Annotated in this window: 6 protein-coding genes and 1 pseudogene; 2 read left to right on the top strand and 5 right to left on the bottom strand. The window is 69.5% G+C overall.

Annotation, left to right across the window (positions count from 1 at the left end; translation table 11 throughout):
* Nucleotides 1-430: 430 nt before the first annotated feature.
* From AC07CM_RS44005 to AC07CM_RS43990, 4 genes and pseudogenes are all read right to left on the bottom strand, one after another.
* Nucleotides 431-631 (bottom strand): recombinase, encoded by a 201-nt coding sequence (locus tag AC07CM_RS44005; protein WP_478882183.1) that lies wholly within the window; start codon nt 629-631, stop codon nt 431-433.
* A 1099-nt stretch (nt 632-1730) separates the two neighbouring features.
* On the bottom strand, nt 1731-2099 hold the full coding sequence (locus AC07CM_RS44000) for a hypothetical protein (protein ID WP_478882182.1): 369 nt from the start codon (nt 2097-2099) through the stop codon (nt 1731-1733).
* Nucleotides 2100-2493: 394 nt separating this feature from the next.
* Nucleotides 2494-2754, bottom strand: coding sequence for a hypothetical protein (locus AC07CM_RS43995; RefSeq protein WP_478882181.1), 261 nt, complete (start codon nt 2752-2754; stop codon nt 2494-2496).
* 866 nt (nt 2755-3620) lie between these two features.
* A pseudogene (locus AC07CM_RS43990) lies at nt 3621-3970 on the bottom strand (flotillin family protein); the annotation flags it as partial.
* 275 nt (nt 3971-4245) lie between these two features.
* Between AC07CM_RS43990 and AC07CM_RS43985 the strand changes: the two are divergent.
* Complete coding sequence (locus AC07CM_RS43985) at nt 4246-6027, top strand: hypothetical protein (RefSeq protein ID WP_478882180.1); 1782 nt, start codon at nt 4246-4248, stop codon at nt 6025-6027.
* Entirely contained in the window at nt 6024-6428 is a 405-nt protein-coding gene (locus AC07CM_RS43980) for a hypothetical protein (RefSeq protein ID WP_478882179.1), read from the top strand. The genes AC07CM_RS43985 and AC07CM_RS43980 overlap by 4 nt, the downstream gene beginning before the upstream one ends.
* 456 nt (nt 6429-6884) lie before the next feature.
* Here the strand turns inward: AC07CM_RS43980 and AC07CM_RS43975 are convergent, their stop codons facing one another.
* Nucleotides 6885-8051, bottom strand: a complete 1167-nt coding sequence (locus tag AC07CM_RS43975; RefSeq protein WP_478882178.1) for a radical SAM protein — start codon at nt 8049-8051, stop codon at nt 6885-6887.
* Nucleotides 8052-8176 lie beyond the last annotated feature (125 nt).

The raw sequence follows: 8176 nt of genomic DNA, 5'->3' as shown, positions 1-8176 counted from the left end.
CGCTCGGAAAAGGAAGGGTAGGGGGGGTTGTCGGTGAGGGGAAGGAGGGAGGGTGGGGGGGGGGGGACCCACCTGCCCCCCCCCACCGGCGCGATGAAGCTCAGCGAAGCTGTGGAGGCTTCCCGGCGGTGGGGGAACTACCGGAAGGATCTCCCCGCAGAGGCCGCCCGCCCCGGGCCCACCGCTCCAGCACACGCCGGTCGACCAGGTGCAGGCGCTGCTGCCGGGCGACATCGCGGGCAGGCCCGAAGATCCTCCCGCTGGGTCACCATCACGACGACGTCGCCGCCGTGCACCGGCCGGCCGGTGCCGTTTGAGTGTCTACAAGCTGCCCAGTCCCGACAGCCGAGCCGTCCAGCCCCTTTCCTGCGGCGCTTGCACTGGATCACCCTTCTCTGCACTTCACTCGGAGGGACGATGAGCGACTTCTTCAGTCCTGGGAGCGACGGACTTGGGGCAGTCCGAGGTGGACGGCGGTCCGTTGCTTGATCCTTTCGGCCTCGATGCGCTTGCTGCGGAGGAAGGTCAGGGTCTTGTCGATGCCATCGATCTCGCCGAGCCATCTTTCGGATTCGGCCCGTTTGCGTCGCAGGATCAGGTCCTTCTCCAGCTCTTCGAGTCGGGGCAGCATCTTGGGGTTGACCTGGAGGACGGGGCAGCGGACGCAGGCGTGCTCGTGCTGGCAGGGGGCTCCTTGGCGCGTTCAACGTTGTCCCGCTCAACGACCCAACCGAGGTGCCGTTAACAGACCACAGCCGGCCGAGCGGGATCGTGGCCCCTTTCACGTCGGCGGCCGAGGCCCGCCCCCGGCCGCCGCAGCGCAGCACGTCGCGGGAGCCGTCCCGGGCCAACAGGTCACGTACGGCGATCTCGAAGCCGCTGTGGTGCATGGCGTCCAGCTGGCCGAGCGAGTAGGTCAGGCCCTGGAACCGCGGCTACGCGGACCGCATCTGGTCAACTGGCCGGTAGATCCAGCCCGCGAGGGCCACAAGCGCCAGCAGTCCGAACACGACCCCGACCCACCCGTGCGCCCACACCCACTGTCCGACCTTGACCAGCACCAAAGGCGACGACCACGAGCCCGCCCAGCGCGACGAGCAGACCCTCATTGTTCTTGCGCCGACGCCGACGCCGACGCGGGCTCACCGGGAAGCCCCCCGGCCGCCACGGTGCGCAGCCTCTCAGCCGCAGGCCCTGCGGCTGTCTGGCCGGGGGATGCCAGGCGGTAGGGGGCTGGGGCTCTGTGTGGGGGTCGGCGGTGGGAGGCGGCCGGTGAAGCGGTAGGGGGCGCGATGTCCACCTCCGGCACAGGCCAGAGCGGCCCAGGGTGTAGCGGCAGGACTCGTCCGGTCCGGCCAGGCCCCTTTCCGGCCCTGGCATCCTCCCACCCGCAAGGGCGCAGCGTCGCCCGGGGGATCCCGCCGACCAGCGGCCCGCCTGACGCTTGAGGACTTCCGCGCCGCCGCGCTGCGCTCTTCGCCGCGGAGGGCAGCGCGTCTGCGGCCTCCCCGTCGGGTGGGTAGTTGTCCTTGCCGCCCAGCGGAAGTCGTACACGCGCGCACTCTCGCGTGTACCGACCGCCCGGCAGTCGGTGGCGGCCCGGCCGGGGGCGAGCACGGTGACGAGACCGGCCCCCGGGCCCCGGCCGCCGTGTCCGGCTCGTCCGTATCAGCCCCGTGTGCATGTGGGGCCCGTCCCGTGAGGTGACGGGACGGGGCAGGGTGGGTGGTTCAGGCGGTGCGGGACGTCGCGCGGGTGCCGGTGAGGTCCGTGCCGACGGCGGGCGGCAGGATCTCGGAGAAGCCGTACGAGTCGATCGTGAGGTGGGTGGTGGTGCCGTCGGGTGCGGTGACGGCGAGGACATCGCCGACGGACAGTGACCTGACATCGGCGGGCCAGTCCTGGCCACGGTCGTCGCTGGCATGCCGGTTACCGACGACGAACGCGGCATCGGCGGCCGTGTGGGGGTCACTCACCCGGCCGGTGTGGAAGACCAGGCGTAGCGGGTGACCGTCGGTGGTGGTGACCTCGGCGACCATGTGACCGGTGTGGTAGCCGCAGAAGGAATGCGGCTCGACATTGACGTAGACGGTGACCATGAACGCGTCGGCGTATCCGGCCCCGGTGGGGGGCGGGGGTATCGATGCGGGCGGTCACGGTCACAGGACGCTGGATATGCATGGTCATCACAGGTCTCCCTTGTCGGGTCGTGGACGGGGTGCCGGCGGCCGGGAAGCGGCTCGGGGCCTTGAAGGGGGCCGGCGCAGAGCGCTGCAGGCCCGGGGGCTGGGTGTGTGGCCGGACCACGCGCGGTGCAGGCAAGGTGCTGCGCACCTGGCGCGGCCCGGCCGTGCCGGACAAGCTCACAGCGCACACGGAAGGGGGATGCGTGCGGGGCGTTCCCGGCTGGGTGCACCGTGGCGGACGCCAGGGTTAGCCGCACAACCCCCGCGGAATGCCGGACGGTGGCCGGTTGGCGTGTGGAGCGAGTGGTCATCCCTCTTTTGCTCGGACGAGCGCGATGCCAAGGACGGCCAGTTCGGTGTCGGTGAGCGGCCGCACCTGCACCGTCTTGAGGAAGGTGTTGAGGGTGCTGACCGCGTCATCGGGGTCGGGGAAGTCTTCGACAAGGCCGTGGATTCCGCCCGGCGTGCCATTCCTCCACAACTGAACACAATAGGTACGCAGAACAGGATCGAAGACCGGGACAAGCCGGTTGTTGTGGTCGAGGGTGATCGGACTGCCGAAGGGCATCTGACAACTCCTTACTACCGGGGCGGGGTCGGATTCGGTGGCCGGCCAGCCACACACGGCGGCCGAGCGATTGGGACCTTGGCGAGACACAGCCCAAGCCCCACAAGTCGGCCGGTAGGCGGTAAGCCCCGCGCGCCCCGGGGCCACGGCTGGGCACTGCCGGTAGGGCAACCGGCCCCTGGGGTCCGTGGTGTGCGGGGTTATGCGGTGGCGGTCACCACCGCCACCGCCCGGAGGTGGGCGGGGGGCAGGCAGTGGTCAACACCACGCCAGGAGGTGGGCGGAGTTAAGCGGTGGCGGTCGTCAACGCCACCGCCCGGAGGTGGGCGGGGGGGCAGGCAGTGGTCAACACCACGCCAGGAGGTGGGCGGAGTTAAGCGGTGGCGGTCGTCAACGCCACCGCCCGGAGGTGTGCGGGATCGGGCGGTGGTCAACGCCACCGCCTGGGCGTCGAAGGTGAGCCGGAGCCGGATGACACCGCGGGCGAGGACGGCGCGGAGCGTGGTGAGAAGGGTGTGACCGTCGCCTGTCCGGGGGTACACAGATCGATGACGTGGAAGGTGCCGTCATCGCCGCCGGGAACGCGCGGGCCGGTTGCCGAGGCCAGCCGCCGGCGTGCACGGTGTGAGGGGCGGAGGGCCTCGTGCGGTACCGGCCAGGTAGACGCCGCCGTTCTTGATCCAGCACAGGTGAGCCGGGGGCCCGGATCCCTCCACGCTAGTCACGGTGACCGGATAGCGGCGTGTTCTGCGGCGGCAAGGACCTCAGTGCGGGGAAAGGCGAGGGCGATGGCCGTCGGGTCATCAGACCAACCGGCATCCTGGTATCGGTCCGGGGCGGGAGCCGGGCACGGGCACCGGGGGTGGCGTCCGGAAGACGGAGCACGCGCCCCGCGTCTTGGTGGCCCCGGCCTCGGCACCCGCGGCCGTCTTGACCCCGCCCGCCTCAGCCGCCACGAGCTCCGTCCCCATCGCCTCGGCCTGCGCCCCCGAGATCCGCGCGTCACGCTCGGCCTCGGCCAGCATCCGCCTCTCCTAGACCCGGACGTCGTCGGTTCCAGCTTGCGGACCTCCGCCTGCAGCTGCTGTCCCCTGCGGTACGCCTCCAACTCGACAACCCGCATCTCCTGCCGGGCGGCCGCGTCGGCAAGCGGACCAGCCTGCCGGGCCATCGCCCCCGCCTTGGCCCGCTCGGCCTGATAACCGGCCGGCAGGACGCCACAGCCGAACACGAACTGACTGGGGGCGGCGGGCCGCGCTACGGGTAGGGGGACCGCAGCCTGCGCGGTCCGGCCAAAGCCGGATGCTCACCGCACACGGCAGGGGGGGATTTGGGTCACAGGCGTAGCCTCTTCGGATTCCTCGCAGCGGTGAGATTCGGCCAAAGAAACCGGGATTCCCTCTGGTTGAGCATGTTGTCGTGTTTGTGCTCTAGCGCTTTGCCCGCCGTGCAGTGAGGATGCCCGCCGTACTGAGAACCGGGGGGCGGTTAATGGGGTTCGGGTGGGGGGCGCGTGTCCGGGAGCGGGCCGAAGAAGAGCTGTCCGACGGGCCCGAAGTGCCGGTTCAGGCCGGTCCTTTGGCAGTCGGTGACGGACGGTTCGACGCAGTGGATCCGACTTCGTCGGAAGTGACCAGGCTGCTGTGCCAGGCCGTGTACGCGCGTCCTGACCGGATTGGAGCCGTCAAGGCATGGTGGCGGAGGGTTCGCGGCGAGGGCGGCAAGGCCGACAAGCCGCGGCGCAGTACGCGTCGGCGCATCTACCTTGTGGGAAGCGACGACTGCCCTCCGCTGGGCGAGCCGATGGCGCGTTGGGTGATGGATCACGTTCTGCATGGTCCGCCGTTGGCTGTCCCGTCGTACGGGTTCGACCTGGTGCCGGTGGTGGCGCACAGCCTCCGCGCACGAAGGCGCTGGTGGGTGAGAAGGCTTGGTGTGCTGCTGGTGGCTGCGGCCCTGGCATACCTGACACCGCGAGCTGGCGTGGTGTGGGTCGTTGCAGTCCTCGTGGCCCTGTTGATGCGGTGGGCTGCACTGCGGGCGCGGAGAAAGGCGAAGAAGTCACGGCTGGCGGTCTCTGCCCGGTCGGCGTATTTCGTGCTGTGCGTGCCGTGGGTGCTCGCGGTTGTGCCTTATGAGTCGACCGGTGCTGAGGTGTTGGGTTTGCGGGTCGGCCTGGTCGTCCTGCCGTTCGCGATGTTGGCGGGGGCGGTGCTGGTGCATGCCGGTGACCGGTTCGCGGCTCGGGCCGCCCTGAGAGGAATCACCAGTGAGCAAGTGTCCTCGGACCGATTGCCTTGGGTGGCCCCGAGAGGTGGGCGCCGGATGGCGAAGCTCAGCCGAGAGCAGACGTGGCTGGAGCTGCCCTACGACGATCCAGAGCGATTCGTCGGCGCCGGACGCGATGTCTGGGGCGCCGCGGATATCGGCATTCCGCTCGTACCCAAAGACCCTGAGGCGTCGGTCAACCAGTTCGGGGAGGAGGAGTTGCTACGGCGGATGGGTACCGCCCTGAGAGACCTCGGACGTGGAGCGCGTGAGATCACCGAGCCGCTGCCCGGCCTGACCGCAACGAAGGTGCAGGGGCTTCCGGCCGCCCTGTGGCTGCGACGCACCCGCGCGACGAAGCTGGAGTTGCCGGACCTGCGCGGCCGGGGCCGTCGGTCCCCGTCGAGCATCCCAGATCGGCTGTACCTGCGTGCTCAGTGCGTCAGCTGGGACGGGCAGGTCGTTGTGAGTGTCTTCGTCCACGCCGCGCTGGAGGCGGGAGAAGTGCGCCTGACAGTACGACCGCACGTGATGACGCCCCTGTACAACGAATTACGCGTGACCGCCGCTCCTGTCGCCAAGCGCGGAGTCCGCCTGCTCGGTTGGATCGCTGTACAGGCACTACTGGACGCTCTGTCGGGGCCGCTCGCGCTCTGGAGGTCCGTGGGCCGGCTCGCCCTCGCAGAGCCGTGCGAGGACAGCCGGGCGCAGGAGAAGGACCCGGTCAGCCTGCGCGATCGGTACTCCACCGAGGAGGTCACCGACATGCACCAGAGCGACGACGCCAAGCGGCACGTCGTGCTGATGCAGACCTGCATTTTTCGCACCGTGTCCGAGTACCTCGACGAACTGGGCGTCGACACTGCGCCGTACGAGCGTCAGGTGGCCGCAGTCATCACCAACATCCAGGTGTACGGCGACAACAACGCTCCCATCCAGAACGTCGCGGGCAGCGACATCCACGGCGTGGGCCAGAGCAACGCAACTTCAGGAGGGAAACGATGATCGTGGGACGCGGCCGTCGTGCGGAGGAACTGCCAGGACACGGATCGGGCATTCATGTGGGCGGCAACAGCAATGCCCCCATCCAGAACGTCGCGGGTCAGGACATCTCCCACGTGTACCAGCACGCCTCCGTCCAGGGAGCCGTCGACATCGAGGCCGTACGGGGACTCCTCACGTCCTTTCGGGCTGAAATCGACCGTAACGAGGGAACCCTGGACCACGCGGCGGCGCTGCGGGCGATGACCGACACCGTCGATGCGTCCTTGTCTGCTCCCGATCCCCAGGTCCGGGCCGGCGCGCTCCGGGGAGTCGTCCAGGCACTGCCCGCTCTGGTGGCGGGAACGGTGGTCGAGCAAGGCGGCGAAGCACTCGTCCACGCCATTGCCGGCTGGTTGAGTTGAGGCGCAGCGGCCCGTGCCGCCCTGATGGCCGCGAACTGCCCCGCCGACGCAGGTCGCTGATGTGGCAGGGCAAACGGAAAGCCTCTTTTGACCTGTTGCGACGTGGTTTCGACGCGCCGGACCGGACGTGCTGTGGTGGGGCGACACGATCGAGATCGACACCGGCGAGGGCAAGGTCTACCTCGCGTCCGGCCACGACGCGTCTCTCCCGCCGGGCACTCGGCTACGCCACGGGCCCCAGCACGACACCGCCCTGGTCGGCGCTGCACTGCAGGTGGCGATCGCCAGCCGGGGCGGCGAGGCGGACGGCGTGATCTTCCACTCTGACCGCGGCCCGGAATGCAGCAGGTGCCACAGCGCCGTCGGCGGACAGCCGCCCATCAGTTCCAGATCACCATCCGAGAAACACGCGACCACCCCCACCACCAAGGCCAGGTTGCACAGCCAAGGTCGCACCTACCCCTTGGCAAGAACATACGCGAGTGTCGCCGCCCGCTCTGCCATACCCCGCTTCCACGGGATCCCGTCTTCCTCGGCGATCTCCCGCCACAGCGCCGCGGTGGCCGCGCCGAACGCCGCGAGGGCTTCCGGTTCGGCGTCCCTCCATGACGGGAAGCGGCACGCGAAGGCGACTGCCTCCTCCACCGGGTGGCCGGAATGCATGAGTCGCAGTGCCAGGGCGCCCGGGTCGATCCATGCTGCACCTCGCGTCGGCCACGCCCAGTCGACGAGCCGGGCCCGTTTGCGGACGATCAGTACATTATCCCTGGCGAAGTCGGTGTGCAGGAGGGTGTCACCGCTGAAGACGCTGCGGGCCTTGAGATGCCCCAGTGCCTGCGTCGCCAGGGGTTTCGCCTCGCCGTCGATCGTGGGCGACATGTTCGTGAAGACCTGGTGCGGGAAGCCGTACGACTTCGCGAGGCACACCATCGCGTCTGTCTCGTGCGCGTTGCCGTCCGAGACGATCAGGTTCAAGCGGACCGGCAGCCTGTCCTCGCGGGCGGCGTCCAGGCCCATCAGGAACCGGCCGAACGCCCCGCGGTTCCGCGTCACCTTGTCGTACGTCTCGGCGGTGGCGCCGTAGACGCTCAGGGTCAGTCGGTATGGCCGGTGGCGGGCAAACAGGTCCCGGATCGGCTGCTTCCGCAGCGAGGAGCCGTTGGACGAGACCTGGACCATCATCCCGAGCTGGTGGGCGTACTCGTACGCGGCGCCGAACTCGCGGTCGATCAGCGCCTCACCACCGGTGATCTGCAACCACAAGACACCGGCGTCCCTCAGTGTCTGTAGCAGCGCCTGCTTACCGGCCCAGTCCAGGCCCTCGAACCGCTTCTCCCCGAGGTAGCAGAACTCGCAGTCGTAGTCACAGCCGAGGTTGATCTCCCATGACGCCTTGCCGTACCCGTACCGGGACCGCTCACGGACGAGGACGACGTCGCCGACCGGCGACGCGGACAACTCGGTCCCCCACGCTTGCCTCGCCGCGTCAGCCAGCCAGTCCGGGACGGATCGGCCTTCCGCACCCGCGGCCCGCAGCTCCTCGTAGCGGACCTCCGGGATGCGCACGCCGGCCGCCCGGCCGGGCTGGAGGAGGAGGTACTGGGCGAGAAACGGGCTGGCCACGAGCCACGGAGCTGTTTTGGTCCTCAACCTGACTCTGGTGCGCAATTCCTGGGTCAGCCTGCGAGTTGGTAGCTGAGCCGGGTGAGGCGGCTGGTGCGGGTGCGGTCGAGCGGGTGTCCGCTCCA

This window comes from Streptomyces sp. NPDC044061 (assembly GCF_056434305.1).
This window is presented reverse-complemented; position numbering and strand designations above follow the sequence as displayed.